General features: G+C 56.1%; 21 protein-coding genes and 3 pseudogenes. 18 read left to right on the top strand and 6 right to left on the bottom strand.

Annotated features, from left to right (window positions below; all coding sequences use genetic code 11):
* The first annotated feature begins 7 nt into the window (after positions 1-7).
* The 4 genes and pseudogenes from CKW16_RS30410 to CKW16_RS30425 form a co-directional block, all read left to right on the top strand.
* Positions 8-2,224 carry a DUF3604 domain-containing protein gene (locus CKW16_RS30410; RefSeq protein WP_095133236.1) on the top strand — a complete coding sequence of 739 codons (2,217 nt, stop codon included), beginning with the start codon at positions 8-10 and terminating at the stop codon, positions 2,222-2,224.
* 156 nt (positions 2,225-2,380) lie between these two features.
* Positions 2,381-3,636 (top strand): annotated as a pseudogene (locus tag CKW16_RS30415) (OmpP1/FadL family transporter).
* Between the two features lie 48 nt (positions 3,637-3,684).
* The gene (locus tag CKW16_RS30420) at positions 3,685-4,362 is read left to right on the top strand and encodes a DUF3313 domain-containing protein (RefSeq protein WP_095133238.1); all 678 of its coding nucleotides are present in this window, start codon (positions 3,685-3,687) and stop codon (positions 4,360-4,362) included.
* Positions 4,363-4,498: 136 nt separating this feature from the next.
* Positions 4,499-4,892 (top strand): annotated as a pseudogene (locus CKW16_RS30425) (transposase); the annotation flags it as partial.
* A 639-nt stretch (positions 4,893-5,531) separates the two neighbouring features.
* Here the strand turns inward: CKW16_RS30425 and CKW16_RS30435 are convergent.
* Positions 5,532-5,864 carry a hypothetical protein gene (locus tag CKW16_RS30435; RefSeq protein ID WP_095133279.1) on the bottom strand — a complete coding sequence of 111 codons (333 nt, stop codon included), beginning with the start codon at positions 5,862-5,864 and terminating at the stop codon, positions 5,532-5,534.
* Positions 5,865-6,231: 367 nt separating this feature from the next.
* Here CKW16_RS30435 and CKW16_RS30440 point away from each other — a divergent pair, with 367 nt between their 5' ends.
* Positions 6,232-7,035 carry an endonuclease NucS gene (locus CKW16_RS30440; RefSeq protein WP_095133239.1) on the top strand — a complete coding sequence of 268 codons (804 nt, stop codon included), beginning with the start codon at positions 6,232-6,234 and terminating at the stop codon, positions 7,033-7,035.
* A gap of 256 nt (positions 7,036-7,291) precedes the next feature.
* Here CKW16_RS30440 and CKW16_RS30445 read toward each other — a convergent pair whose 3' ends face one another.
* Entirely contained in the window at positions 7,292-8,281 is a 990-nt protein-coding gene (locus CKW16_RS30445) for a phospholipase D family protein (RefSeq protein ID WP_095133241.1), read from the bottom strand.
* Positions 8,282-8,663: 382 nt separating this feature from the next.
* On the opposite strand from CKW16_RS30445, the gene CKW16_RS30450 reads away from it, so the two are divergent.
* The 7 genes from CKW16_RS30450 to chrA all read left to right on the top strand — a co-directional run bounded on the left by CKW16_RS30450 (position 8,664) and on the right by chrA (position 17,057).
* Positions 8,664-9,677 carry an acyltransferase gene (locus CKW16_RS30450; RefSeq protein ID WP_095133242.1) on the top strand — a complete coding sequence of 338 codons (1,014 nt, stop codon included), beginning with the start codon at positions 8,664-8,666 and terminating at the stop codon, positions 9,675-9,677.
* 441 nt (positions 9,678-10,118) lie between these two features.
* The gene (locus CKW16_RS30460) at positions 10,119-11,810 is read left to right on the top strand and encodes a molecular chaperone HscC (protein ID WP_095133246.1); all 1,692 of its coding nucleotides are present in this window, start codon (positions 10,119-10,121) and stop codon (positions 11,808-11,810) included.
* 6 nt (positions 11,811-11,816) lie between these two features.
* On the top strand, positions 11,817-13,196 hold the full coding sequence (locus CKW16_RS30465; RefSeq protein WP_095133256.1) for a J domain-containing protein: 1,380 nt from the start codon (positions 11,817-11,819) through the stop codon (positions 13,194-13,196).
* Positions 13,197-13,273: 77 nt separating this feature from the next.
* The gene (locus CKW16_RS30470) at positions 13,274-13,699 is read left to right on the top strand and encodes a GNAT family N-acetyltransferase (RefSeq protein WP_095133258.1); all 426 of its coding nucleotides are present in this window, start codon (positions 13,274-13,276) and stop codon (positions 13,697-13,699) included.
* A gap of 136 nt (positions 13,700-13,835) precedes the next feature.
* Positions 13,836-14,576, top strand: a complete 741-nt coding sequence (locus CKW16_RS30475; RefSeq protein ID WP_095133260.1) for a Mut7-C RNAse domain-containing protein — start codon at positions 13,836-13,838, stop codon at positions 14,574-14,576.
* A gap of 185 nt (positions 14,577-14,761) precedes the next feature.
* Positions 14,762-15,706 carry a chromate resistance protein ChrB domain-containing protein gene (locus CKW16_RS30480; protein ID WP_095133262.1) on the top strand — a complete coding sequence of 315 codons (945 nt, stop codon included), beginning with the start codon at positions 14,762-14,764 and terminating at the stop codon, positions 15,704-15,706.
* The gene (gene chrA / locus CKW16_RS30485) at positions 15,699-17,057 is read left to right on the top strand and encodes a chromate efflux transporter (protein WP_095133264.1); all 1,359 of its coding nucleotides are present in this window, start codon (positions 15,699-15,701) and stop codon (positions 17,055-17,057) included. Before CKW16_RS30480 ends, chrA begins: the two co-directional genes overlap by 8 nt.
* A gap of 419 nt (positions 17,058-17,476) precedes the next feature.
* Here the strand turns inward: chrA and CKW16_RS32375 are convergent, their stop codons facing one another.
* Together CKW16_RS32375 and CKW16_RS30490 are read right to left on the bottom strand one after the other, a co-directional pair.
* Positions 17,477-18,007 carry a hypothetical protein gene (locus CKW16_RS32375; RefSeq protein WP_176471625.1) on the bottom strand — a complete coding sequence of 177 codons (531 nt, stop codon included), beginning with the start codon at positions 18,005-18,007 and terminating at the stop codon, positions 17,477-17,479.
* Positions 18,008-18,095: 88 nt separating this feature from the next.
* Positions 18,096-18,779 (bottom strand): helix-turn-helix domain-containing protein, encoded by a 684-nt coding sequence (locus CKW16_RS30490; RefSeq protein ID WP_095133266.1) that lies wholly within the window; start codon positions 18,777-18,779, stop codon positions 18,096-18,098.
* A 103-nt stretch (positions 18,780-18,882) separates the two neighbouring features.
* Here CKW16_RS30490 and CKW16_RS30495 point away from each other — a divergent pair, with 103 nt between their 5' ends.
* Positions 18,883-19,824 carry a carbon-nitrogen hydrolase family protein gene (locus tag CKW16_RS30495; RefSeq protein ID WP_095133268.1) on the top strand — a complete coding sequence of 314 codons (942 nt, stop codon included), beginning with the start codon at positions 18,883-18,885 and terminating at the stop codon, positions 19,822-19,824.
* 43 nt (positions 19,825-19,867) lie between these two features.
* Positions 19,868-20,302: a GFA family protein gene (locus CKW16_RS30500; protein ID WP_095133270.1), complete on the top strand. Its 435-nt coding sequence runs from the start codon at positions 19,868-19,870 to the stop codon at positions 20,300-20,302.
* Between the two features lie 50 nt (positions 20,303-20,352).
* Here CKW16_RS30500 and CKW16_RS30505 read toward each other — a convergent pair whose 3' ends face one another.
* Positions 20,353-20,823 (bottom strand): anti-virulence regulator CigR family protein, encoded by a 471-nt coding sequence (locus CKW16_RS30505; RefSeq protein WP_095133272.1) that lies wholly within the window; start codon positions 20,821-20,823, stop codon positions 20,353-20,355.
* Between the two features lie 268 nt (positions 20,824-21,091).
* Between CKW16_RS30505 and CKW16_RS30510 the strand changes: the two genes are divergently transcribed.
* Positions 21,092-22,588: a methyl-accepting chemotaxis protein gene (locus CKW16_RS30510; RefSeq protein WP_095133274.1), complete on the top strand. Its 1,497-nt coding sequence runs from the start codon at positions 21,092-21,094 to the stop codon at positions 22,586-22,588.
* Positions 22,589-22,659: 71 nt separating this feature from the next.
* Here CKW16_RS30510 and CKW16_RS30515 read toward each other — a convergent pair whose 3' ends face one another.
* A complete protein-coding gene (locus CKW16_RS30515) occupies positions 22,660-23,016 on the bottom strand; it encodes a hypothetical protein (RefSeq protein ID WP_256580559.1) in 357 nt (118 codons plus the stop codon).
* A gap of 406 nt (positions 23,017-23,422) precedes the next feature.
* Here CKW16_RS30515 and CKW16_RS30520 point away from each other — a divergent pair, with 406 nt between their 5' ends.
* The 3 genes and pseudogenes from CKW16_RS30520 to CKW16_RS30530 form a co-directional block, all read left to right on the top strand.
* Positions 23,423-24,232 carry a glycosyltransferase family 2 protein gene (locus CKW16_RS30520; protein ID WP_095133276.1) on the top strand — a complete coding sequence of 270 codons (810 nt, stop codon included), beginning with the start codon at positions 23,423-23,425 and terminating at the stop codon, positions 24,230-24,232.
* Positions 24,233-24,310: 78 nt separating this feature from the next.
* On the top strand, positions 24,311-25,114 hold the full coding sequence (locus tag CKW16_RS30525; protein ID WP_095133278.1) for a 2OG-Fe(II) oxygenase: 804 nt from the start codon (positions 24,311-24,313) through the stop codon (positions 25,112-25,114).
* A 46-nt stretch (positions 25,115-25,160) separates the two neighbouring features.
* Positions 25,161-25,400 (top strand): annotated as a pseudogene (locus tag CKW16_RS30530) (GNAT family N-acetyltransferase); the annotation flags it as partial.
* Between the last annotated feature and the right edge of the window lie 127 nt (positions 25,401-25,527).

The following is a 25,527-nucleotide window of genomic DNA, read 5'->3' on the forward strand; positions in this document are numbered from 1 at the left end:
GTGGAATATGAAAAACCCTACACACTTCACCGCGCCAACACTGCTCGGTTGCGCCGTGTTAACTGTCAGCACGCTGGCATTGGCAGAGGGCAACCCGGATCGCGAGGTTTATTTTGGCCAGACCCACTCGCACAGCTCCTGGTCGATTGATGCCTACCTGATCGGCAACCACCAGGTCGATCCCGAGCAGACGTACCAATACTCACTTGGGATGCCGATCAAGCATCCAATGGGGTTTGAAGTGCAGCTCAAGGGTCGCCCGCTGGATTTCCATGGCGTGACCGACCACTCGGAATACGTGGGCGTGATCGCCCTGGCCAACGATCCGCAGTCAGACTTCAGCAAGCTGCCCATCGCGCAAAAGCTGATTGTCAAAACCCCGGAAGATTTCAACCGGGTGTTCAAATGGATCGCCGGCAGCTTGAGCCACCCGATCAAGGAGCTGATTGATCCGAAGGTTGCCGGCAATATCTGGCAGCAGAGCATCGCCATCGCCGACAAGTACTACAAGCCCGGCAAGTTCACCACGTTTGTCGCCTATGAATGGACCTCAGCCCCCAACAATCAAAACATGCACCGCAATGTGTTTTTCCGTGACTCGAAGAAGGTGCCGGACCTGCCCTTCACGGCCCTCGATTCGGACAAACCGGAGGATTTATGGGGCTGGATGGACGATCAACGCAAAAAAGGCAACGAGGTGCTGGCGATCTCCCACAATGCCAACCTCAGCAACGGCCTGATGTTTCCGGTGGACGTAGATGACCGTGGCCGCCCAATTGATGCCGCCTGGGCCGAGACGCGGATGCGCAATGAATCCCTCACCGAAATTCACCAGGTAAAGGGCACCTCAGAGACCCACCCCGAGCTGTCGCCGACAGACGAATTTGCCAATTATGAAATCATGAGTTTCCTGCTCGGCATCGACAACAGCACGTCGAAACTCAATGGCAGTTACATCAGGCAAGCCTGGCAAAACGGCATGGCTTTGCAGCAAGCTCGTGGACTCAACCCTTACAAAATGGGCGTGGTCGGCGCCAGCGACTCGCACAATGGGGTGATTCCTTATTCGCAGAGCTACAACTTTGGCTCCCACGGCTTTACCGACAGCACCCCGGCGGCGCGTCTTTCCGGCAAACAGAACTCGGGCTTGTTGGCCTTGCAAACCAGCACGTCCGGTTTGGCCGGTGTCTGGGCCGAAGAAAACACCCGTGAATCGATCTTCGATGCCATGAAGCGTAAAGAAGTCTATGGCACCAGCGGAGTGCGCATCCCCGTGCGCATATTTGGTGGCTGGGGTTTCGACAGCAGTTTGTGGAATGAAAAAGACTGGGTGCATGCCGCCTACGCCAAGGGTGTTCCCATGGGCGGCGACTTGCCGGCAAAACAGGGTAAACAGACGCCGTCCTTCGTGGTGTGGGCGGTCAAGGATGTCGATGATGGCAACCTTGACCGAATCCAGATCATCAAGGGCTGGACCAAAAACGGCCAGACCTTCGAGAAGATCTACGACGTCGCCTGGTCCGGTGATCGCCAACTGGACGAGGCCACCGGCAAAATCCCACCGGTGGGCTCCACGGTCGATGTTTCCAAGGCGACTTACACCAATACCATTGGTGCCACCGAGCTGAAAAAAGTCTGGGTCGATCCGGATTTCGATCCGGCCCAGCACGCGTTCTACTACGCTCGCGTGATACAGATTCCAACCCCGCGCTGGAGCACCTATGACGCGGCCAAGTTGCAAGTGCCGCCACCGGCCGATGTCTCGGCCACCGTCCAGGAACGCGCGTGGACTTCGCCGATCTGGTACACACCGACAGTTGAGGACAGCAAGCTTGTCGCTGCTGGCAAAACCATCGACCAGCTGAAAACCGAAGGCGCCAAAGCGCTCACTAACGAGCAGTTGCAAGCCTATGTGGTGGGCAAAACCATCAAGGTGCGCAATACCGTCACCGGCCAGACGTTCGAGATCGTCTATGGCACCGAAGGCCAACGCCTGGTCACCAGCCTCGATGGCAAGCCGCCTATGCAAGGGGAATACCTGAACATGCTGCATGACGGCCAGTTTGGCGTGCCGGCCAAATATGAAATCAAGGACGGACATCTAGTGACAACATTCGGCGGCACCCCCTTCGAGGCCACGGTATTCGAGCAAAACGGCAAATACATGGCGGCTCGCAGCAACGAGTTCGGCTATGTGAATTATGAGGTTGAGGAGGTCAAGTAGCGCTGAGGCCAGCACCGATGTTCTGCATCCATCGGTGCTGACAGATTGACGCGGAATGACTGATCAAGAGGGTGCATGGGGGCAACTATTGATCAGACCATCGAGAGGTGGACATCAGCTACGCTCATTCAAAAATGGATAATTGCCGAGGTAGTTATGCAAGCCAGAACAACCACCTTGCCCGTCCTTACGCTCCTTGCGTTTTGCTGTCAGCAAGCGTGGGCTGGCGGCATCATGCTCTACGAAATCGGCACCGATAACGCCGGTGCAGCCGCTCGCGCCCAGGGCCCTTCGACAATCGCCAGTAACCCCGCGGGCATGAGCTACCTGCCGGGCACGCAGATCACCGGCGGTTTGCAAGTGCTTTACGGTGACCTGACCTTCGATCGAGATTCCGGCACCAATGGCCCCGGCAGCGGAAGTGGCAACGCCCTCGATCCAATTCCCGGCGGCAGCTTCTTCATCACGCATGAGATTGACGATCACTGGAGTGTCGGTTTCGGCCAGTACGGCGATTTCGGTCTGGCGGTCAATTATGACAACGACTGGTCCGGGCGTTACTTCGCGCAAAACTCCAGCCTGCTCGGTTTGTCCCTGGTGCCCAGCGTGGCGTACCGCTTCAACGAACAATGGTCGGTGGGCGTGGGCATCAAGGCCATGTACGGCATGTTGCAGGCGCAAACGGCTATCGACCGCTCCCCCTTCGGTTTCACCGACCGCACGGACGGTCAGTACAAATACGAGGATGGCACCTGGGGCTATGGCGCCAACGTTGGGGTGATCTACGCCCCGCAAGCCGGCACGCGCATCGGCCTGACCTATACCAGCAAAGTCGACCTGAACTTCGAAGACCGGCTGGATGTGAAAGGCGACGGCCGTCTGCTGGAGCGCGTCAACAACACCAACACCAACACCAAACTCGACACGACAGTGCCGCAGACCGTGACCCTGAGCCTTTTCCAGCAACTGGACCGGCAATGGGCGTTGCTGGCCTCAGCCAACTGGCAGGACTGGCCGGAGTTCGGCGATATCGGCGTACAGGTCGACACCACCGCATTCGGGGCGCAATCGAAATCGGTCGATGCCGGAAGGACACCTGGCACTTGTCACTTGGCGCGCAGTACCAAGCCACCGAGCAATGGCTGTGGAATGTTGGTGTGGCCTACGACAGTAGCGCAGTCTCAGACAGCAAACGCAGCGTAATCGTGCCCATGGGCGAATCTTGGCGGATTGCCACAGGAGCCACCTATGCTCTGAACAGGGACACCGATGTCAATGTCAGCTGGGCCATCGTCTGGCTCGGCGACATGCCGGTGGACCAGACCAAATCCGTGTCAGGCACTCGAACTTCCGGTCAGTTCGACAATGCCTGGATTCAAGCGCTGACCGGCAACATGACCTGGCGATTCTGAAGCGTTGCTAACAAAAAAAACGACTTCATCCATGGAGCACTTACCACTATGAACCTGTCCCTAAACCTGCTCGCCGGCGCAGCACTGGCCGGGCTGTTGCTTGGCGGTTGCACCTCGCAAGTCACCGAACAAGATCAATACTCCGGTTTCCTCCCCAACTACAACAATCTGCAAGAAGTAACGACTACCACTGGCGAGAAAGCCATGCGTTGGGTGAGTCCGTCATGGAACCCTAATGCGTATGACACAGTAGTGTTCAACAAACTCGAACTCTATCCGGCGCCCAAACCCAACGAGCGGGTCAACCAGCAGACACTCGACGAATTGCAGAACTACATGACCAACAAGGCCAAAGGCGTGCTGGGCCAGAAATACCGAGTGGTATCGAACGAGAGCGCAGCCCCCGTCGGGTCAACCCCTCTGATCCTTCGCGCAGCGATCACCGGGGTGAGCGCTTCGAATGAAGGCATGAAATGGTATGAAGTGGTGCCGGTTGCGGCCGTAGTCGGGGCAACCCAAGCTGCCACTGGTCATCGTGATCAGGACACTAACCTGTTCATCGAAGCCGAGTTCATCGACGCGAAAACCAATCAGACCGTGGCCAAAGGAGTGCGCAAGGTCTTTGGCAGCCAGCTTTCGAACGAGAGCCAGAAAATCACCACGAAGGATTTCAAAGCCGCGATCGATAAATTGAATGCTGATCTCCGGGCGTTTATCGGCAGTTGATTTTTGGCGCAGACGACCGCTTATGTCGGGGGTCGGGCATCCCGCACCGACCCTGCCCAACGAAGCCCAGGTATTACGCACAGAACCGACGCGCCCCAATGTGCGGCTGGGCGAAATCCTGATCGATGCCGCGATCATGAAGCGATTCATCGAAGGTGAGACTCGGACGCAAGTGACGCTTCTGCCGGAGTGCCTGGACGATTACGTAGCCAAAGAAAATACAGTCCGAGTGGTCGACGTTTTCGTCGACTAACTCGACCTGGGTGTACTTGGTTTGAAGGTGTTGACCCTGCTGCAAAGGGGCGTCCGGCCTACCATCCCGCGATCTTGCTGAAGATCTATATCTACGACTACCTGAATCGGATTCAGTCCAGCCGCCGGCTGGAGCGTGAAGCCAGCGTAACGTCGAGTTGATGTGGTTGACTGGGCGATTGGCTCCGAACTTCAAAACCATTGCTGACTTTCGCAATAACAACGACAAGGCCATTCGCAGTGTCTGCTGGCAATTCGTAGTGTTGGCCGTCACGTTGCCATAGAGATCGCTGTAGCCTAGAGCAGGAAATTGATACCTACCGGTGTATTGGCGTAGGACCTGGGTTCGAGATCCTCTGCCACTGCACCGGTGGCTAGCATGATGAGCGAAGCGGATGCGAACCGAACCAGCCTTACGACACAGAGATTGGGTTTCATCCACATTCGCTCGCTTCTGTGAGGACCCCGGAGTTCTATGAGTTGTAGCGCATCTGCATTCGTTTGGCACTTACAGCTGCCACCAGCACTGTGTGGCTGCACTTACTGTTTGATCGGATACTCCAGACCAATCCTTGGGCATACTGTTCATTGGAAGAGGTTTACCCTCACCTAGTTTCGTGGACAACTCGAAGTCTTATAACAAGGCGCGGCAAGAGACAGATCGTCTGGGTTTCCTCAGACGAAATTGACAGGCAGCTGTTGGCCGATTTCTGCCTGTCGCCACCCTCAGTTATGTGGCTTGGGCTGGCGACCAATTAACATTGAGAGCGGTATGGAGTGATGATGTTAAATCCAGTCTGGGATACGACTACCGTACCCTAATGTTTGAGGCTTCAATCGACACGAACCGGTCGGGTGATCCGCGGTAACCGAACGCGGTTCAATGTCAGACGAGCGAACCAAGTGAGAGTGCCCACTTACATCGACTTGACCGACACCACTTCCACAAACCTGAATTTTTTTCTGGCCGTCTTAGTAGCTTCTTGCTCTGCAACTAGAGAGCTCAGCGTATCGGCCTCATGTACCATCTCGCGCATCTTGCCTTCAAATTCATTTCCCACCCGCAGCGTGACTCTCAACCTAGGTGTGAAGCCTTTTGAGACTGTCTTTTTCTTCGCAGCCTTCACCGGTTGCACGATCACAACATCCGGGACTGTGTCCTGCACGTCTGAGTGAATTGCCGGCGCAGAGGGCTCAGGATCACCGAATAGCGCCCGGCGCATCTCATCTTCCATCAATTCTGTATTCATACCATTTCTCAGAAGGGTGTTATCTATAACCTGATCGATTCTATCAGGATGGCCAGACTCTGTTGTAAAGCGTCGCTGGGGTGAGACCTCAAGTGGTAAGGGCCAGCAGATACCGGCGAGCGTCAGCGTCTCCATCTGCCGCCTATCATTGCGGGCAGCTTTCGGCCAGAAACGGACAGTCATCTATGGCCGCTATACGGGGCCACTCGCTTTTTCGCCTCGTACCTGATCCGAAGTTTTTCATATTAGGTAGGGGATGCTGGAAGTTACAACTCGGGTAAAGTGCGGATGCGCCGCTAAGGCTAGTACACCGCATTGATTCGGTGGCAAATTGACTAATGATCACAGGACATAAGGAATTCTGATTGTGGACAGCGTTAATCGCCCGGCGGTATGGCAAATGGTTAGGGAAGCAGCCCAGCAGTTGAGTGGGGAATTTACGTATCAAGCGATTAAAGCAAAAGTCAGGTCGATGTACGGAAATGATATCAATGACAGCTCGATGACATGCAGCATTGTTTCGGGGGCAGTGAATCACCCATCGCGCATCCATTATAGTGAAAACAAAAAACCACGGCTCACCGACACAGCCTACGACTACTTGTTCAGCACTGGTCGCGGTCGGGTTGTTTTGTACCAGCCTGACAAACATGGCGTATGGGAGATTGCGCATGCTGCCGACGGCGCGTTGATCGTCCGTCTCGCGGACGGTGTGGGCGACGATCCTGCGCCGATCGCCGACGCAGTAGATACAAACGATGATGCGTACGGCATGTTCGCTCTAGAGGCGCACCTACGCGATTACCTCGCCAAGAAGCTTCCCAAACTGCTAGGTCACGCTGCGCCACTTACCCTATACCGCACGAGCGATCGTGATGGTGTAGAGTTTCACACGGACGTTGGCCCGATCGATATCCTGGCGATCGGCAACGGCGATTTCTATGTAATCGAACTGAAAGTCGGCCGCGGACCGGACGCGGCCTTAGGGCAAATCCTTCGCTATATGGGTTGGGTCAAAGAGCACCTAGCGGGCGACAAGAATGTGTATGGCATCATCATCGCGTCGGGTATTGGCCAGAAACTACTTTATGCGGCAACACAGGTCCCGAATGTCCGGCTGATGGAGTACGACCTCGCCGTAACGCTTCGCTCGGTAGCCCTAAATGTTTGACAGGGCACTCTTGCGAGCTGGCTATAACAGTTCCGACTCTTCGCCGCTTAACACCCCTGATAGCCGCAGTTGGCGATAGGTCGCTTCACCCCCTGAGGAAGCCAGTCAACCTAAATTCGAGTTCTTGAGGAGCGGTGCCCCATGCCTCCTCAAGGCATTCAAATAGGTGATTTCGTCGTAGGGCGTGATGGCCTACCAGCACTGCTAGATAATCAGATCGCAGGGGTGACCGGCGAACTTTTTGAGTTTAGCTGGGCTAGCTCTCCCGCCTTGCATCCAGTAACTGTGGATTGGAATATTTCCTAGCGAACTCGCCAAGGTCCATGCACATGCCGTCATTTTTGACCCAGTCCGTTGCATTGCTTTCAGCTCGTTTCAGCAGTTCGCGCCACTGCTCAATATCACCGAGGTTTTTCCTGAACCCTGGAATGTAACTCGCCTCAACAAACTGCATGGGACCTTCATATTCCTCTCGAGTGAAGTAAACCGGTTCCTGCGCGCCCTCATCTGAGAAGGCAAACCGCATACGTCCGTCTTTATGGAAACTAATCAGGTAAGCTCGGCGCGGAATGTCTGACCATCCTTGCCATGCATAGGCCGGTTGACCAGTTTCCTCCTTCTTTAGTGCGACGGCAGTATCACCAGCGGCGTCCATGTCAGCAAGATCAACGACTACATACAAATCGCGACCCGTGAACGAAGAAGGATTTGCGATGACCGCTGCAATGAGAGACTCAGAGGAGGTCTGCGGAAGTGACCGGTTAGCATGTCGCTGGCGCCATAACCGTTGCGCCTCGGTAAATTCGTCACTATCTAGATCAATAAGCTTGGCAAAGGACCACAGGTCATTGAACCAGGTGTGCGCTTCTTGAACAGTGGCTGCGTCGGTGGAAACCATACCGAGCTCCCGCCACTGGGTAGCTTCAGCTCCCTCAAGTCCAAGGCCATTCGCCGAGGCGTTTGCACTGCCAACAACAATTTCGGTTTCAGCAAGGTAGGCCTTGGCGTGCAACCGGTCGACGCGGCGAATCATCCCCGGATAGGTGTTGACGAGATCTCGAACTACCGAAGGGTTAGTTGCGCCAGCTGAAAGGTCGAGTAGTACACGCACTCTTCTATCTGATCGATCGAGCCCTAGGTCTTTCAAAGCCCCTGCCCCCCAAAATGCGACCGCGATATCGAGACTACCTTCTTGCTCACGCACCCATTGGCTGAGATGACGCTGGTTGCTAATCAATTGACTCATTGATCCTCCTAACGGTTTTGGGGAATAGCCAAAGACGAATAACCTCTGCTGCAGATTGCCGCGAAGGGCAACGATCGGCCAAAAGCCGCCGCTCAGGGCATCTACCAAAAAGTGGGCGATTCACTTAGCGTCACGCTATCAAGCAACGTCAAACAAACAACGCCAAAAACCCAGTCATTTAGCGAATTCCTCGCGACTGGAATTTTTTCATGGCGTGAAGTGTAAAGTCCAAAAGGTGTCCTAGACTACAGGCTTAAATGGTCTGATTTCTTGAGTTTTTCACCGCTGCAACTACTGGATTTTTATATAAATTCAGACAGTCTTCAGACGCAGCACTGCCTTTATAGAATGCCCTCTATCGACCCAAGAGCGGGATGAAAATATGAACAGTAGTTCCGTAGCGGGTTCTCGATTCAGCGTACTTGATGGATGGCGCGGCATAAGCATCTTGCTTGTCTTGGCATGCCACCTGCTACCACTTAGCCCAAAGGCTTGGCAATTTAATGCCGCCGCAGGCGTTATGGGAATGGCTATATTTTTTACGTTATCGGGTTTCCTGATAACAAACTTTCTGCTCAACAACAGCAGCGTCGTTGATTTTTTAATCCGCAGAATCTTTCGGGTTGTCCCTCTCGCCTGGTTGTACATGCTCATTGCTTTACCTGTCATGAACAGCACTCCGGAGTTCTACATCGCAAACTTTCTGTTCGTTGCCAACTGGCCGCCTATGTGGCTTGGCAATGTAAACGGCCACCTATGGAGTTTGTGCATGGAGGTCCAGTTTTATTTCGCCATCGCTTTGCTGGTAGTTCTGATGAGAAACAAGTGGGTACTGCTGATCCCTGTTCTCTGCATCGCCGTCACGATGTACCGGGTCATGAATGATGTGCATGTCGCAATCAACACTTACTACCGCATTGATGAAATACTTTCCGGATGCATACTGGCACTGATATACAACAATAGACTGGGCAACATCCTTGACAAACTTCCGACACAAACGGCGATCGTGCAAATATTTTTATGCCTCCTGTTTGTCGTGTCCTGTCATCCCGATGCGGGCTTCATGAACTACTTCCGTCCCTATCTTGCCGCAGCAATGGTGGGGAGCACGTTACTCAATAGTCGGACACGAATTGCCCAGTTGCTGAATAATCGCGCTCTATTTTATATCGCCACCATCTCGTACGCGCTCTACGTTGTTCATCCACTGCTAATACATACTTGGCTGGGTAGCGGAGATACCGTCATAAAATATCTGAAGCGCCCTTTGTTGTTCGCCGCCATTTTTATCACCGCGCACATCTCGACCTTCTATTATGAAAAATGGTGGATTGCTTTTGGTAAGAGATTTGCCAAGAAAGTAGCTAGCCAATCTGTTACATCGGCCGGTTGAATCCACAGTCGATTGCGGTCCTTCACGATAGGAAGCAATCCGGCCAAATGCGGACGGTCGTCCCCGCTAAAAAGCCTGTACTTTGGAAGATGTTTTTTTGGTAGATGTCAGGCTTTTTCACCAACTCACATACAGACCTCCTCGAAGTGCTGAATGAGATTTCGGCATTGATGTCCTTCGCGTATGCGCGGCTTGGGCCGATACCCGACGATCATCCACTGTCACAGACAGGCTTTTCGCATCTGTATAGAACGCCTCCTTGGCCGGCTGATCGGCGGCAGCTACCGCCACAAGCAAACGCATGCAGCCGTGGTTAAAGCTACCGCCTGCCCTGCCGATAACTCCGACCATGGACTTGTGTACCTCCGGTACAACGGTCATGACTGACCTTGCGACCCATGCACTCTACCGCTTGGCCGCGTCATTTAAGGAGAAGTGACTGTGATCATTGGTATTGACCTGGGCACCACCAACAGCCTCGTGGCTGCGTGGGATGGTGAACAGGCCCGGATACTCCCCAATGCCTTGGGCAACCTCTTCACGCCGAGCGTCGTGGGTCTCGATGATCATGGCCAATTGGTTGTCGGGGATATCGCTCGCGAGCGGTTGCACACCCATCCACAACTCACCGCGTCGCTGTTCAAGCGCTACATGGGCAGCGCCCGTGAGACGCGGCTCGGTGGGCGCGCCTACCGCGCGGAAGAACTGTCGGCGATGTTGCTGCGCAGTCTCAAGGCCGACGCCGAGCGTGCCTTGGGCGAGCCTGTTCACGAAGCGGTGATCAGCGTACCTGCGTACTTCAGCGATGCTCAGCGCAAGGCGACGCGGGTCGCTGGTGAGCTGGCCGGGCTGAAAATTGAAAAACTGGTCAACGAACCGACCGCCGCCGCATTGGCCTACGGCCTTCAACAGCGAAACGAAACGACCTTTCTGGTGTTCGACCTCGGTGGGGGCACCTTTGACGTATCCATCATGGAGCTGTTTGAAGGCGTCATGGAAGTTCGCGCCAGCGCCGGCGACAATTTCCTCGGCGGTGAAGACTTCGATGAGCTGCTCGTGGAGCATTTCATCGCAAAAATCGGCGCCGCCGACTTGCCGGACACGGCCCTCCCTGCCATTGCACAACGGTTGCGGCGTGAAGCACAACGGGTTCGCCATGTGCTGGGACAGGCACAGACCGCACGCTTTACCCTGCGCGAGCAACCGCGCGAGTGGACCATCGAACTGACCCAGGGCGACCTTGCGGACATCTTCCGTCCCTTGCTGGATCGCTTGCGTGCGCCGATCGAACGCGCACTGCGCGATGCGCGGATCAAAGTCGCGGACCTCGACGAGATATTGCTGGTGGGCGGCACGACGCGTATGCCGCTGGTGCGCAAGCTGGCGGCGGCCCTCTTCGGGCGAATCCCGTCGATGCAGCTCAACCCAGACGAAGTGGTCGCGCAGGGCGCGGCGGTCCAGGCGGCACTAATGGCGCGTCATGCTTCCCTTGAAGAAGTGGTGCTGACCGATGTATGCCCCTATACCTTGGGCATCGAAACGTCGGTTCAGGTGGGGGCGGGTTTTCAAAGCGGCCACTACCTGCCGATCATCGAGCGCAACACGGTGGTGCCGGTGAGCCGTTCTCGCGTTGTGTCCACCCTCACTGACAATCAGAAAGTGGTCAGTCTGGGTATCTATCAGGGCGAAAACCGGCTGGTGAGTCACAATATTTTCCTGGGGCAGTTGGAAATCGCCGTGCCGCCGCGCAAGGCCGGTGAAGTGACCCTGGACGTGCGCTTCACCTATGACAACAACGGTTTGCTCGAGGCGCAGGTGCACCTGCCCATCAACGGCGAAACCCGCAGACTGGTCATCGAGAACAACCCCGGCGTACTGGCTCCAGAAGAAATTGCCCAGCGGCTCGCCGCCCTCGAAGCGCTCAAAGTGCACCCCCGCGATCAGCAGATCAATACGCTGCTGCTGGCCCGACTGGACCGCTTGTACCAGGAAAGCCTGGGCGATGGCCGGCAGCATATTGCCGGGCTGGCGTTCCATTTTCAGCAAATGCTCGACACTCAGGACGAACGTCAGATACGCGAAGCCCGCAGCGACATTACTCAGCGCCTGGGTCATTTCGAGCGAGAGGTTTAAGCCCCCATGAACCATTGGCAAGTACTCAGCCTGACGCCGAACGCGGACGAACGCAGCATCAAGCGAGCCTATGCGCGCTTGCTCAAAACCCATCGTCCAGACGAAAACCCTGATGCGTTCCAGCGCCTGCGTGAAGCCTATGAAGCTTCGCTGGCCGAGGCTCGCTGGCGCGCGAAGGCGGATGAGGAAATCGTTGATGCCCCGTTAGCCGTAAGCGCACTCGCCCCGCAATGCCCCCAGGCGGACGAAGTTCCTTCGCTGGCCATCCCAGTGGACAGCGTCGATCGCTCAACCCGTCCTCCAGAACCGTCTCTTGAGCAGATGCAGCAGTGGCTGGCCGACGGTAAAGACCGGCAGGTAATAGACGCGCTGCGCGCCTGGCTGGCCAGCGACTGGCTTATATCCTTCGAACACCGCCAGCGGTTCGAGCAAGATGTATTGGCTTGGCTCGAGTCCGCCCCGCATTGGTCGCCAGCGTTCTTCGATGGCGTGTGCCAGATCATGGGATGGGACGAAAAACAGGGCACGTTACCGTGCGAATACTGGCGTTGGGACAGGCTGATCCGGCGGTGCGAGGTGCAGGCCATGGAGGCAACCGTGCGCGGCGAGCTGGCCAGATTCGATGCCGAGAAAATCCACGGGCAGGCCGCCGCCTTGCTGCTCAAACCCATGAGTGACCGCCACCGTCGTGCAATGGCCGATTACTTTACCAGCCTCGACTGGCAACGCTTTTCACAGCTCGCCCAGGACATTGAATACCAATACCCCGAGGTGCCCCAACGTCTCGGGCTGCAGCCACTGGACAACTGGCGGGACTGGTTGCCGGCCACCAACTATTCAGGGGTCTACCTGTTCTTGTGGCTGGCGCTCTCTGCTTTACTGGTGGTTTCGCTGCTGGCCGGCTCGTCGAAAAATACCGGGTTGGTCACCACGGTCCTTATGCCGATCTTCATGATGGCGGTGATGTGGGTCGGCCTGAAGGCTTACCAGGTGTGGGCCATGGTGGTCGTGAGGCTGGGGCAGCTGGATGTGCTGCTCAGTGGATGGTTACTCCCGCGGCGTTGGTATCGGCAAGGCGCCGGGCTCTTGGTGCTGCGCCACATCCTCCCCAGTGCAATACCGGCAGTCGTGGCGTACGCCTGGTCCGATCATGTGCCGTGGCTGCAGTGGATGAGCCCCGTGGTGGTGTTCCTGGGCACGATTTATTTCACCAATGCTGCGCTGAGCGGCGGACAGCTCTCGTTGCCCGCTCGGGCATTACGAGCCATCAAGCTGAAAGTCGATCGGTTGCCCTGGCACGTGCTCAAGCACGAAGGTGTTCTCGTTTTGGTGGCCGTGGCGACGATGGCAGGTTGGGTCTATTGGCATATGAAACCAGTGGTTTAGGGTCACGCAGGGCGCAGACAGATGACGCGAATCGGATACCATTTTGACCCGGTTGCAAAACGCTCAGGGAGAGCACCATGCCTGCACAAATCCAACTATCAGAAAATGTAACGGAGGCAGAGCGCCTCGCCATTCTGACCCCGCTGCTGGCCCATAACCTGACTAACGGCGGAGACGACGCGCATGAAACTTTTGCGCTGTTGCTACGAGCCCCTGACAGGGACGAAGTCATTGGCGGGCTGTACGGGAAGATCTCCTATCGATGGCTACTCATCGATCTTGTCAGCGTTCCTGAACAGATGCGGGGCCAGGGTATCGGGGAGCGATTAATGCGCATGGCCGAAGATATCGCGCAAAAGAAGAACTGCATTGGCATTTGGCTAGAGACCTTCAGCTTTCAAGCGCCAGGTTTTTATCGAAAACTTGGGTACTCCGAGTTCGGACGCCTGGCAGATTACCCACCAGGACATACTCGACTCTATTACCAAAAGACGCTGTGCTAGCAGCGTTTTGAGTTGATTTTTGCTCTCGTAGATCCCAAAGCCCGGTGATGTGTATCTCATGCAGCTGCTCTGACCTGCCGGAGAAGATGTCCGGACTAGACTCGCTCATCCTTGCAGCCCTGCCATACTGTTCAACATGACCAGTGCAACCTTCCGCTTCTACGAGGAGCTCAACGATTTCCTGCCGGCCGAACGGCGGCGGCAGTCCTTCACTTGCGAGTGCGCGCGAGCGGCGACGGTCAAGCACATGATCGAGGCGCTCGGGATACCGCACACGGAGGTCGAGTTGGTGCTGCTCAACGGCGAGTCGGTGGGCTTGGAGCGGGTGATTTTCGACGGTGACCGGCTGGCGGTGTATCCCAAGTTCGAAGCGCTGGACATCAGCCCGCTGCTCAAGGTTCGTGCGCAACCTTTACGAGTGCTGCGCTTCGTCGCTGATGCGCACCTTGGCGGGCTGGCCAACCTGCTGCGCATGAGCGGCTTCGACACCCTCTACGACAATGGCTTCGAGGATGGCGAGATCGCCGAGATCGCTGCGCAGCAAGGACGCATCGTGCTAACCCGTGACCGCGAACTGCTCAAGCGGCGGATCATCAGTCACGGCTGTTACGTGCATGCCCTGAAACCGTCGCTGCAGCTGCGCGAGTTGTACGAGCGTCTCGACCTGGCGCGTAGCGCGCGGCCATTCAGCCTGTGCCTTCATTGCAACCTGCCGCTGCACGAGATCAGCCCGGAACTGGCCCGGTCGCAGGTGCCGCCACGCGTTGGCGCCCTCTATTCGCACTTCCTGCGCTGCGACGCCTGCCAACGGGTTTACTGGGAGGGTTCGCACTGGCGCGGCATGTGTGCACTGCTGGCACCTCTGCTGTACCGATAGCCGAGCGCATCGGACCGCCTCTACGACTTGAAGCGCCCCACCAGCCGATTGATCTCTTCGACCACACTAAATAAATCAGTCCCCATTTAATGCATCGCCAAAATCCCAGATTTCAAGGATGGCTTTCCAAACGCCAAAAACACCGATAACGTAATAAGAATTACAAAATAAATAGCGCTCTCTACATGAAAAACTGGCTGACACTGATTCTCGCCTTACCCACGGCGAATGCCACCGAGCGCATGCGAGCCTGGCGTGCTCTGAAAGCCTCAGGTGCGGCGGTTTTGCGCGATGGTGCCTATCTGTTGCCTGATACCGGTGTCTGTCGTGAAGCTCTGGCGTCTGTCGAGCGCGACATCCTTTCTATTAATGGCACTGTTTACATCCTGCCCGTGGTCGATCCGGAGGGTGAGCGCTTTGTCGAGTTATTCGACCGTAGCGATGACTACAGCAAGCTACGCGCAGAGATTGAAGAGTGCCGTGGGCAGCTCAATCCTGAAAACGCAGTGGCCACCACCAAGCAAATTCGCAAGCTGCGCAAAAACCATGATCAGCTCACCCATATCGATTATTTTCCAGGTAAGGCCAAGGAGCAGACTGATTCAGCCTTGCAGGAGCTTGAGACGGCTGTCAGCAGAGCGTTGTCTGCGAATGAACCACATAGCCGCGACGAGCCCATAACGGCACTCAACCGTGGTGATTATCAACGTCGTGTCTGGGCAACACGTAAGCGCCCGTGGGTTGACCGTCTAGCTTGCGCCTGGTTGATTCGGCGCTTCATTGATCCTCAAGCCCGGATCCTCTGGCTGAATACTCCACATGACTGTCCGGCAGACGCGCTGGGCTTCGACTTCGATGATGCGACCTTCAGTCATGTCGGCAATCGCGTGACCTTCGAAACCCTGCAAGCCAGTTTTGAGCTTCAAGAGCCCGGCCTGAACCGCATCGCGGCCTTGGTGCACTACCTCGATATCGGCGGTATTCAGCCTTTGGAGGCTGCCGGCATCGAGCGTGTGCTGGCAGGACTGCGCGAAACCATTGCCCATGACGACCACTTGCTGGCTGCTGCCAGCGCTATCTTCGACGGACTGCTCGCCGAGTTTGTGAAAGAGGAACAACCCAATGAGTAAGGTGTTGCCATCAACGGCTGAAGAGGGTCTATCGAGGCCGGAAGCCATCAGCTTGCGTGAGGCATTCCGGTTCTGGTTGAAGCTCGGCTTCATCAGTTTCGGCGGGCCAGCAGGACAGATTTCGATCATGCACCAGGAACTGGTGGAACGTCGGCGCTGGATCTCCGAACGACGCTTTCTCCATGCGCTCAACTATTGCATGTTGCTGCCTGGGCCAGAGGCTCAGCAATTGGCGACCTACATCGGCTGGCTGATGCATCGGACCTGGGGCGGAGTGATCGCCGGAGTGCTGTTTGTGCTGCCCTCTCTGTTCATCCTCATCGCGTTGTCGTGGATGTACATCGCGTTCGGCGAAGTGCCTGTGGTGGCCGGCCTCTTCTATGGGATCAAGCCTGCCGTGACGGCCATCGTGGCGCAGGCGGCACACAGGATCGGCACTCGGGCGCTGAAGAATAATTGGCTGTGGGCGATAGCAGCAGCTTCATTTACCGCGATCTTCGCGTTCAATGTTCCTTTCCCGCTGATCGTATTGGGGGCAGCGTTAATCGGCTATGTCGGAGGGCGTCTGGCGCCTGAGAAGTTCAGAACCGGGGGCCATAGCGCTGCCAAAAAGTCCTTCGGCCCAGCCTTGATCGATGACGACACCCCGTCCCCGGAACATGCCCGGTTCAGCTGGATGAAACTGGCACTGCTGGCCCTCATCGGCGCAGCGCTGTGGGCGTTGCCGATGGGAGTCCTGACCGCGCTTTTTGGCTGGGAAGGTACCTTGACCCAGATGGGCTGGTTCTTTACCAAGGCCGCGTTGCTGACTTTTGGCGGAGCCTATGCAGTCCTCCCGTATGTCTATCAAGGTGCGGTCGGTCACTATGGCTGGCTTACCCCGACCCAGATGATCGACGGTTTGGCACTGGGGGAAACCACACCAGGGCCGCTGATCATGGTGGTGGCCTTCGTCGGCTTTGTTGGAGCGTACGTCTCACAAGTGTTCGGCGCCGATCATGTATTTCTGGCCGGGGCTGTCGCAGCCACCCTGGTGACATGGTTCACCTTCCTGCCCTCGTTCCTGTTCATCCTCGCCGGTGGCCCGCTGGTGGAATCGACCCACAACGAACTCAAGTTCACTGCACCGCTTACCGCAATCACAGCGGCGGTGGTTGGAGTGATCCTCAATCTGGCATGTTTCTTCGGCTATCACGTGCTGTGGCCGAAGGGCTTCAGCGGTAACCTCGACTGGCCCTCTGCACTGATCGCCATTTTGGCGGCAATTGCCTTGTTCCGCTTCAAACGGGGCGTCATTCAGGTGCTGATGGCTTGCGCGCTTGTCGGCTTGGCGGTGCATCTGCTGCGCTAAGAGAAGATGTGATCGGTCGACGTTTACGGACTCAAGCAGCGGAACAAACGAAAACGGGCGCCTTGTCGGGCGCCCGTTTTGTTTGGGGTTACGTGCTGCGGGTTTTGGTCGCTTGCAACCTTTTCACCCACTGCTGAACGATGCAGACCATCGCAGCCAGCAGCTAAGCTTTATCAGGAGGCCTTCGCGAAACCCGGAAAAGTCAGGAGGCAAACAATGAGCAAACAACCTCAACCCCGGAGCCGCTCCAACCCCCAACCCAGATCTCGCCCGGTAGTGCCTGCCCTGCCCGGTAAGACAGGCACCCAGTCCGGGGACTTGCGCGGTAACTACCCACCGAAGAAGTCCAATTGAGCTCAAGCGTGCGGCAAACTTTGCAGTTGAGTCTGTTGGACTTTCCCATCAGCCCTTATGGCTGATCAGTGCGATTTTTTCGATACCGAAGTCCCGGCTTTGCTCAACCCTTTCGTGTTGTGATCGCCTGGCGTCGAGGTCGAGATTGCACTGGCTTTGCTCACGCCGCGAGTGTCTTTGGAATTGGCGATACCTGAAGTCGTTTGGCCATGACCGCGATCACTATTGCTATCTCTGCCGTAGTGGTTTCCGCTTTCACCACGGTCGCGAACAGCCTTGCCGGCATGATCGCTGCTCAGTCCATTGCCGCGGCCGTTACTGTCAGAGTTGCCGGAGTGACCTGAACCGCTGTGACCGCCGCCTGTACCGCCGCCGTGGCCACCGCCATTCCCGCCTCCGTTTCCGCCCCCATTACCACCACCGTTACCGCCGCCACCGCCGTTACCGCCGCCGCCACCACCACCACCACCACCACCACCACCGTCTTTCGCATAGGCGGAGTTCATAATGGACAGGTCAGCAGGGAGTAATGGGGCGGCCGCCAGCATCAGGGCGCAGGACATTACAGCAATGAGACTCTTATTCTTTAAAAGCATGATGGCTTCCATAGGTTGATATCGCGAATCTTATGACGCTTTAAGCCCCAGACAGTTCAAGTCCTGCGACCGACGGATGCTGCCAGCGCTAGCGTGCCGCGCTCCGGGTACCCGCGAACGCGCTCGTGCCAAGCCAGCGCCACAAACTTTCCGCATCCTTCACCGCGCCATCTACGCGCAGCTCTCGCGACTGCAGAACCTCCCGCGGTGTGCGGTCGCCCGCCCACACCTCGGTCAACGCGCGCACGCTGGAGTCCACGACGAGCGTCAGTTCGCGGCCGGGATCGTCGCGACACAGATCTGCCACGCCCTGTTCAACCACGAGCCACCACGCTTGCTCGCCGGGTCGCGCGTCGCGGAACTTGAACTGGATGACCACCGGTCGGGACGGGAATGTCTCAACGCGCACGAACCGGCGAACGTCCCACATGAGCAGCCCCGCGTCGAGTTCGTCATCGCGAAGGCGACTGCCGATCCAGCGCGCGCCCCAATGCCCTAGCGCCATGATGATGGGGCGCAGCTCCTCGCCCGCCTCGGTCAGGCTGTACTCCCAGACTTTGCCGGTGGCCGTGCGGTGCACGACGCCGATTTCTTCCAAATGGCGCAGCCGCTGTGCCAGCAGGTTGGTGGACATCCGGGGCACGCCGCGGTGCAGTTCATTGAAGCGCTTGCTGCCGCACAGCAACTCGCGCACGACCAAGGGTGTCCAGCGCTCGCACAGGGCTTCAGCGCCGCGCGCGACCGTGCAGAACTGACCGTAGCTTTCGTCCATTGCCTTGGCTCCGCAATTACAACGCTTCAGATTCTGAACTAGCCCCGCCACTTCACCACGCGCACGCTGAAACCTCGAAAGCCAAATACCAAAGGAGCACGCCATGACCAAGGTAGCCATCATTCAGCGCCCGCCCGTACTGCTGGATCGCAGCGCGACGATCGCCCGGGCCGTGCAATCGGTCGCCGAGGCAGCGACGGCGGGAGCCTCGCTGATCGTTTTACCCGAACAGTTCATTCCAGGTTACCCGTCATGGATCTGGCGGCTGGCGGCGGGAAGGGACGGGGCTTTAATGGGCCAGTTGCATGCGCGGCTGCTGGCCAACGCCGTCGATATTGCGAACGGTGACCTGAACGAATTGTGCGAGGCCGCCAGAGTTCACGCCGTGACGATCGTGTGCGGCATCAATGAATGCGACCGGCGCCATGGCGGCGGCACGCTCTATAACAGCGTAGTCGTAATCGGCGCGAACGGCGAAGTGCTCAACCGCCACCGCAAGCTGATGCCAACCAATCCCGAGCGCATGGTGCATGGCTTCGGTGATGCAAGCGGGTTGCGCACGGTCGATACACCGGTCGGCCGTGTTGGCACACTCATCTGCTGGGAAAGCTACATGCCGCTGGCACGCTATTCACTGTATGCCCAAGGGGTGGAGATCTACATCGCACCCACGTATGACAGTGGCGATGGCTGGATCAGCACGATGCGCCACATTGCACTCGAAGGCCGCTGTTGGGTGCTTGGCAGCGGCACCTTGCTGCGCGGCAGCGACATTCCCGATGACTTTCCGGCTCGCATGCAACTGTTTCCCGATCCGCAAGAGTGGATCAACGACGGCGACTCGGTGGTGGTCAACCCTCAAGGCCGGATCACAGCCGGTCCATTACACCGAGAGGCAGGCATTCTGTATGCGGACATCGACGTCTCACTTGTGGCGCCAGCGCGGCGGACGCTCGACGTCACCGGACACTATGCGCGCCCTGACATTTTCGAACTGCAGGTGCGGCGCACGCCTGCTACTGCGGTGCACTACATTGACGAATGACGTCCGGTGGTATCCGCCTGACAATTGATCAAGGAGTCATGCCATGAGCATTGAACGGTCTTACAAAGGCAGTTGTTTTTGCGGCGCAGTCGAGTTCACCGTCAGCGGCGAGCCGGTCGGAATGGGCTATTGCCATTGCGAGTCGTGTCGGCATTGGTCAGCAGGGCCGGTCAATGCCTTCACGCTGTGGAAACCCGAGGCGGTGCAAGTGACTCGGGGTGCTGACAACATCGGTACCTACAACAAGACACCGCAGAGTTACCGCAAGTGGTGCAAGACGTGCGGCGGGCACATCTTCACTGAGCACCCGGGGATGGGACTGATCGATGTGTATGCCGCGGTCATCCCGGATCTTGCGTATTCACCAGGCGTTCACGTCCACTATCAGGAGACCGTGCTGCGCATCAAAGATGGATTGCCCAAGCTGAAGGATGTCCCCAACGAACTAGGGGGATCGGGTATCAGCGTGGACGAATAGCGCTGGTTGCGCCGGTTGCCACCTTCAAATGGGCATATGGATCATGCCCATTAATCAAAAGCACCGTTGAGTACTTCGTAGATGAGCCCGGTTGCCAGCGCGACCAATATCAAGTCGGTGCCAACTTGCTGCCATTCATACCCATCATAATGAGGCAGCCTGCCGATCAACCGGCCGTCCAGTTTTTTGGCAATCCCGGGTGGAAGCGGCTTACCTCGCGCGAGGTTCTTTTGAATGCCGGGTGGCAATGCAGGTCCGGGGCTCCAGTAGTCCCGATACCCACCAATAATTCCAAGAACGCTTCCGTGATTGATGCTTGGGCCATTATCCCAATCGCCGCCTCCGGAATTTTTGCCCTTGCCTCCCTGACTTCCCTGGTTGCCATGAACCTGGCTGTTTTGCGGATTTCCCTTGCCGTTTCCCTGGCCCTTTCCATTACCAGGATCGGCCAATGCAGTCACTGAACCGGAAACCAGCGCAAGGCATGTAATAGCTGCAATCAATGAGCGAGATCTGAGCATGAGTCGTTCCTTCAGCGTGGCGGGACATCTCTCTGTAATTTAGACGCTATCGGTGATGTGGGTTCCATTTCCTCACATCGACACTCTAGCCCCACTGCGCGTCACTTCAGCATTACTTGCCTCTATTTCTGACATTGTTTCCCGCGTTCACCGTCGAACACGGGAGGTGTGATGGCAAACGGCTACTCTCTTCACGGTTTCTCATGTATGCCCCGACATGCCGGAATGACCTGCCTTATTCCGGCTCAATTACATGGAGTAAAAGTGAATGCCTTTGCCCCCTCGTTTTCTTGACCACTACCGCAAGGCCGACCGAATCATGCTGGGCCTGATCTGGCTGATGTTTCTCTTCGCTTTGGGGCTGGCTTACTGGCACGACACCTTTATTCAGGCGTTTGTGGTGGGTGGCGGCACGAGTCTGCTGCTGACGGTGCTTTATCGCGCAATGGGCGGCACGCGATGGATGCGGTGCTGCCTGGGCATTGGCTTGATGGTCATGGCCGCGTTGCATATCAATCAGGCCGAGGGCGTCATTGAATCCCACTTCGGTATTTTCGCGTTGCTGGCGGTACTGACTTTTTATCGCGACTGGCTACCGATTCTGGTCGCCGCTGCCACGATCGCCGTTCATCACGTGGTTTTCCATACGCTGCAACACCAAGGTTTTCCGGTCTACGTCATGGCGCATCATGGTGGGTGGACGATGGTGTTCGTTCACGCCTTCTATGTGGTCATGGAGACGGTCGCCCTGCTCTATCTGGCCGTGCACAGTCAGGCCGAAGCGGTGGAGAGCCAGGACATGCTGGACAAGATGCTCGCGGCCACGTCCCAGCTCGCCGTCGATGCTGGCAAGGGAGACAAGGCCACTGTGCATGTATCGCTCGCGGATCGTTTCGATCAATTCCTGATGCAGATTACCGCCCTGGTTGACGGGGTTGTTCGCGACTCTCACGGCCTGGGTGAGCTGGGCCAGGAGCTTGCCAAGGCGAGCAACACGCTGGAGAAAGGCGCCAAGCATCAGCTGACGGAAATTGCCCAGATGACGGGTTCGATGCAGCGGATGGGGGACGCGATGGGACATATAGCCGTTCACGTCGAACATGCCGTTGAACATGCCGGCCAGGCCAGCGTGCAAATCACCCGAGGACAGGAAAGTGTGAATCGCGCCCAACTGGAAATCACTCAGTTGGCCTCGCGCCTGAAAGGCACCCACTCAACCGTGCAGGTGCTGGCGGGACAGGCGGAGCAAATCGATACTGTGCTGGAGGTCATCAGCAGTATTGCTGACCAAACCAACCTGCTGGCCCTCAACGCCGCCATCGAAGCCGCTCGCGCCGGTGAGCAGGGCCGAGGCTTCGCCGTTGTGGCCGATGAAGTGCGCAGCCTGGCGCAGCGCACCGCCCTCTCCACGAAGGAAATCAGGACGATCATCGAGGCCTTGCAGCAAGGCAGCCGCAAAGCCGTCGAGGCCATGCATGACAGCCTCGAAGGTGTGGAGCGCTGTGTCGAAGACAGTCAGCTGGCGGCCGCGATGTTGCAGTCGGTGGGCAGCGACATCTCGCATATCGATGAACTCAATGGGCGCATTGTCACCACCACCCGCGAACAATCCACGGCAAGCCGCGAAGTGGTCGGGCGCTTGCAGTCTGTGCAGACCATCGCGCAAAGCACCGCAGACGATGTCGAAACCCTTGCCCTGAGCAGCCAGCGCTTGCCACCCATCGCCGTTCGCCTGGATGCACTGGGCCGCACGTTTCATCAGTAAGGCTCAATGCGCAGTAGCCGTTAGTGCCACGATAACTACAGCAATGGTTGTTTTCTGTGGCGCCGCCTCGGTCAAAACAACCCGGTAAATTTTCCACACAGTGCATTTCCCGCATAACCATGAAAGATAGGTCCCAGGCTCATCAGAGGGCCGCAGGCATAAAAGGGTGATGTTAAAGACTGCCCCTGGTGAAGCTTGCAGACGGGCAATTTCAAGGGGATCGGTACGATCACTGCCCAAAGCGTTAAACCACACCACGCTCGCGTGGTCAGGTCGCTATCTGTTTGCTGGTAGGTCAAGGGAATGCGTTCTCTTTCCGGTTCCGGTATGGAAACCACTACCCCGACACAGCCGGTGAGAGACAGGGACATGGCGGCTATGGCAGTGATTATCTTGGTGTGGAACTGGAGAGACATCGTTGGTTTCATCCGTAAATCCAATCGTTAGTCAATGGCAGTCGACAGACCTTGTCGAATCACGTTGAGACCGCTCGCAAGGCTGTCAGGGCACAAAGATGTTCACTGAGCCAGCTCGGGCAGAAAGCCTACGTGCCTGCGACTTAACCAAGCTGCGTGTACGGAAGACGGCTAGCGGGGGAACGTGTAACGATTTAAGTCACGGATGTTTACCTGCAGAGCAGATCCTTATACGATGAAGTCCGCACATACTGCTCTCCATCAGGCCCAAGTAAGCTATGGTTATTATGTATGACAAAGCGGCTTAAAAAATTGCGCTCTATAGTCACGCAAAATTTCGCGCAGACAAACAAGCGAAAGCTGTATACAGATTCAATTATTCCTACAATAACATGCAATATCATTGGGCGCCTGAACGATGAATAAGACTAGTTTCCTGGCTGACAACTCCAAAACCTTCAGCATCGTTATAGTCAATTACAAAACACCAGAAATCACCAAGATATGCTTAGACTTATTGCACCAGCATGTGGGGAGCCACAGCATCCCAATATGGGTAGTTGACAACTATTCCGCCGATGAAAGCACTGAGTACTTACGAACGCTTGACTGGATAAATCTAATCGAGCGCTCTGTTTCTGAACCAGAAGCTGGGCATATCGCGCATGGCAAAGCACTTGACCTGGTTTTGGAGCGAGTTGAAACTGATTATTTATTTCTAATGCACACCGACACATTTGTTTTTGATAAAAATGTTTTCCCGATGATGCTGAATAAATGCTTAAAAAACCAAAAAGTCGTAGCCGTCGGTTGCGTTGAGCAATTAAACCGCGGTACCACAAGAACGCTTTGGCGCTTTAGCTCACGACTATTCAAACACCATTTCAGACGCCTGAAAATCTCCATGGGATTACGCTCCAGAGAACCAAAACCGTACAGAGAAGTCTACTTGAAGAGTTTCTGTACATTGTGGAACTGCAAACTTATCAAACAGCACAACATGCATTTTTCGATGGATGATCGCGTGCCAGGCTACACCCTCCAAGACCGCATGACCGAGCTTGGCTATGCCGTTGAAATGTTATCACCGCGTAAAATTTTCAGTTATCTGGATCACATGCAGTCCGGCACTGTCGCAGCGGCTGGCGGCTATGGAAAGACTCATAGACGAACCAAAATGTACAACGATATCCTTAAGCGCCTGAAGAAAGACGACAGCAAAAGTTAAGCTACGAAGATACGCAATGAGCAGTGCTGCTGGACGCTGCTTAAAGTCATCCACATAGATCAAGTTATTGGAGCGGTAATGGCACCCAACACTCAAGCACTACCTATGACCCTCTCCCCGGCGCTTGATTTCGACCAGAACGCCGCCAGCGCCTTGGGTTCCTCATTGGCCAGTCGCTATACTCAGGCTACGCCATTTCCGCACATCGTCATCGATAATTTCCTGGATGAAGAGCTGATTGCGAGTATCTGCTCGCACTTCCCAATCGAGCCAACCAACAACGAAATGATCTACGAGCGCGGTTATAAAGGTCAACTAAAACGTCAAATCAGTCCCAACGAATGCACCCCCTATTTGAAGACTGTTTTCAACGCCTTTAACTCGGCCCCCATGTTGCAGTTTCTTGAAAAGCTCACAGGCATCGAAGGTTTGATACCCGACCCCTACTTTACGGGTGGCGGCCTGCATGAAACGAAAACTGGTGGTTTCCTGGGGGTGCACTCGGATTTCAGGCTCAACAAAAAGCTTAATGTTGAGCGCAGACTGAATATCATCATTTATCTAAATGAAGACTGGCGAGAGGAATACGGTGGCAACCTTGAACTTTGGGATGTCAACATGAAGACCTGCCTTAAAAAAGTCCTGCCCATTTACAATCGATGTGTCATTTTCAACACAGACAAAGACAGCAATCATGGGCATCCAGAGCCTTTAACAACGCCAGAGCACATCACGCGCAGGTCTATAGCGCTTTATTACTACACCGCAGGAACCCTGGTGATCGATCCCGCACAAAGAAATAAAACCCACTACAAACCAAGGCCCAAAGATCGTTTAAGCCTGAAGTACTACCTGGGCAAACTAATCAAGAAGAAAAACTAAACTACGAAACACCCGCTGAAAGATTTAGCCATCTTTAAGGAAGATCATGGCCATTCGATTGACGGAAGCCAAAGACTGGATGTTTTTGAAGCAAGTCCGTCTCGCTGCGCTTTTGGACACGCCGACAGCGTTTGGTGTGAGTTACCAAACGGCCGCTCAATACAGTGACGAGCAGTGGAAAGAGCGAGCCTCGTCAGCGGCCGGAGCGGAATTCTGGTTGGCCATCAAGGACGATAAACCGGTGGGGATGATCGGTGCCGGGGTCAGTCAAGCGAATCGCTATAACGGTCGCGGTAGGAATGGCAGTCACCTGCCACCCCCCGCACAGATCCGTACGTGCGGAATTACCGCATACGGCTCCTGCCTTGGGTTTTGACGCCGAAGCGGGTTATGGGATGCGGATGCATTGGTAG

Source organism: Pseudomonas sp. Irchel s3h14 (assembly GCF_900187425.1).
Classification (GTDB): domain Bacteria; phylum Pseudomonadota; class Gammaproteobacteria; order Pseudomonadales; family Pseudomonadaceae; genus Aquipseudomonas.

Bases quoted from the DNA above. Each gene is read 5' to 3' on its own strand.
- chrA (WP_095133264.1), top strand. From the start codon at position 15,699: ATGAGTAAGGTGTTGCCATCAACGGCTGAAGAGGGTCTATCGAGGCCG.
- CKW16_RS30505 (WP_095133272.1), bottom strand. From the start codon at position 20,823: ATGCTCAGATCTCGCTCATTGATTGCAGCTATTACATGCCTTGCGCTG.
- CKW16_RS30445 (WP_095133241.1), bottom strand. From the start codon at position 8,281: ATGAGTCAATTGATTAGCAACCAGCGTCATCTCAGCCAATGGGTGCGT.
- CKW16_RS30510 (WP_095133274.1), top strand. From the start codon at position 21,092: ATGCCTTTGCCCCCTCGTTTTCTTGACCACTACCGCAAGGCCGACCGA.
- CKW16_RS30480 (WP_095133262.1), top strand. From the start codon at position 14,762: ATGAAAAACTGGCTGACACTGATTCTCGCCTTACCCACGGCGAATGCC.
- CKW16_RS30435 (WP_095133279.1), bottom strand. From the start codon at position 5,864: ATGAATACAGAATTGATGGAAGATGAGATGCGCCGGGCGCTATTCGGT.
- CKW16_RS30525 (WP_095133278.1), top strand. From the start codon at position 24,311: ATGGCACCCAACACTCAAGCACTACCTATGACCCTCTCCCCGGCGCTT.
- CKW16_RS30470 (WP_095133258.1), top strand. From the start codon at position 13,274: ATGCCTGCACAAATCCAACTATCAGAAAATGTAACGGAGGCAGAGCGC.
- CKW16_RS30520 (WP_095133276.1), top strand. From the start codon at position 23,423: ATGAATAAGACTAGTTTCCTGGCTGACAACTCCAAAACCTTCAGCATC.
- CKW16_RS30450 (WP_095133242.1), top strand. From the start codon at position 8,664: ATGAACAGTAGTTCCGTAGCGGGTTCTCGATTCAGCGTACTTGATGGA.
- CKW16_RS30465 (WP_095133256.1), top strand. From the start codon at position 11,817: ATGAACCATTGGCAAGTACTCAGCCTGACGCCGAACGCGGACGAACGC.
- CKW16_RS30500 (WP_095133270.1), top strand. From the start codon at position 19,868: ATGAGCATTGAACGGTCTTACAAAGGCAGTTGTTTTTGCGGCGCAGTC.
- CKW16_RS30410 (WP_095133236.1), top strand. From the start codon at position 8: ATGAAAAACCCTACACACTTCACCGCGCCAACACTGCTCGGTTGCGCC.
- CKW16_RS30495 (WP_095133268.1), top strand. From the start codon at position 18,883: ATGACCAAGGTAGCCATCATTCAGCGCCCGCCCGTACTGCTGGATCGC.
- CKW16_RS30420 (WP_095133238.1), top strand. From the start codon at position 3,685: ATGAACCTGTCCCTAAACCTGCTCGCCGGCGCAGCACTGGCCGGGCTG.
- CKW16_RS30475 (WP_095133260.1), top strand. From the start codon at position 13,836: ATGACCAGTGCAACCTTCCGCTTCTACGAGGAGCTCAACGATTTCCTG.
- CKW16_RS30490 (WP_095133266.1), bottom strand. From the start codon at position 18,779: ATGGACGAAAGCTACGGTCAGTTCTGCACGGTCGCGCGCGGCGCTGAA.
- CKW16_RS32375 (WP_176471625.1), bottom strand. From the start codon at position 18,007: ATGCTTTTAAAGAATAAGAGTCTCATTGCTGTAATGTCCTGCGCCCTG.
- CKW16_RS30515 (WP_256580559.1), bottom strand. From the start codon at position 23,016: ATGAAACCAACGATGTCTCTCCAGTTCCACACCAAGATAATCACTGCC.